The organism is Phytoactinopolyspora halotolerans (genome assembly GCF_010550675.1).
Lineage (GTDB): Bacteria > Actinomycetota > Actinomycetes > Jiangellales > Jiangellaceae > Phytoactinopolyspora > Phytoactinopolyspora halotolerans.
In genome coordinates, this window is the sequence record NZ_JAAGOA010000058.1 from 1 (window position 1) to 1,135 (window position 1,135).

The window sequence follows — 1,135 nt, forward strand, 5'->3', positions numbered from 1 at the left end:
CTAGTGTCGTGAGTCGTTAATTCGTTGGCAGTATGCAGCGAGGGTTTCGAGGATCTCGTCGGCGTCCTTGGTCCAGGTGAACGGTTTTGGGCTGGTGTTCCATTCGTTGATCCAGGCGCGGACGTCGGCTTCGAGTTCGACGACGCTGCGGTGTGCGGAGCGGCGCAGCTTGCGGCTGGTCAGTTCGGCGAACCATCGTTCCACGAGGTTCATCCAGGAGGCGCTGGTCGGGGTGAAGTGCAGGTGAAACCGTGGATGCCGGATCAGCCACTTCTTCACCTCAGGGGTCTTATGGGTGGCGTAGTTGTCCAGCACCAGGTGCAGGTCCAGCTCTTTCGGGACCGCGGCGTCGATGAGTTTGAGGAAGCGGAGGAACTCCTGATGGCGGTGTCGACGGTAGTGCTGGGCAATGACCGAGCCGCTGGCGACGTCGAAGGCGGCGAACAGGCTGGTGGTGCCGTGGCGGACGTAGTCGTGGGTCATCCGCTCGGGCGTGGTCGGCATGATCGGCAGGCTCGGGGCTGTGCGGTCGATCGCCTGCATCTGGCTCTTCTCATCGACTGCGAGCACCAGCGCGTTCTCAGGAGGGTTCATGTACAGCCCGACCACGTCGCGGACCTTGTCCACGAACTGCGGATCAGTGGACAGCTTCCAGGTCTCAACGGCATGCGGCTTGAGCCCGAACGCCCGCCAGATCCGCGAGATCGCCGACTGCGACATCCCCGTGGCCTGAGCCATCGACCTCGTCGACCAGTGCGTGTCCTTACCCGGGGCCTCCTCCAGCGTCTTGGTGATCACCTGCTCCACCTGCTCATCGCTGACCGTGCGCGGCCGGCCCGGACGCGGCTCATCCGACAACCCGTCCAGCCGGTGCGAGATGAACCTCGAACGCCACTTCGACACCGTGTTCCGCGACACCCCGACATCCTGGGCGACCTCGCCGATCGTGCCACCCTGCGCGCACCGCAACACGATCCGCGAGCGCAACGCCAACGCCTGCGAGGTCTTCCGCCGCCGCGCCCAGCCGCTCAGCACGGAACGCTCCTCATCGGACAACACGACTTGATCAAGCTTCGGACTCGGCACGACCCGAGTCTACCCATTTGCCAACGAATTATTGACTCACGACACTAGT

General features: G+C 63.8%; 1 protein-coding gene. It reads right to left on the reverse strand.

Annotated features, from left to right (window positions below; translation table 11 throughout):
* Window positions 1-1,086: an IS630 family transposase gene (locus G1H10_RS32065; RefSeq protein WP_163745352.1), complete on the reverse strand. Its 1,086-nt coding sequence runs from the start codon at window positions 1,084-1,086 to the stop codon at window positions 1-3.
* Window positions 1,087-1,135 lie beyond the last annotated feature (49 nt).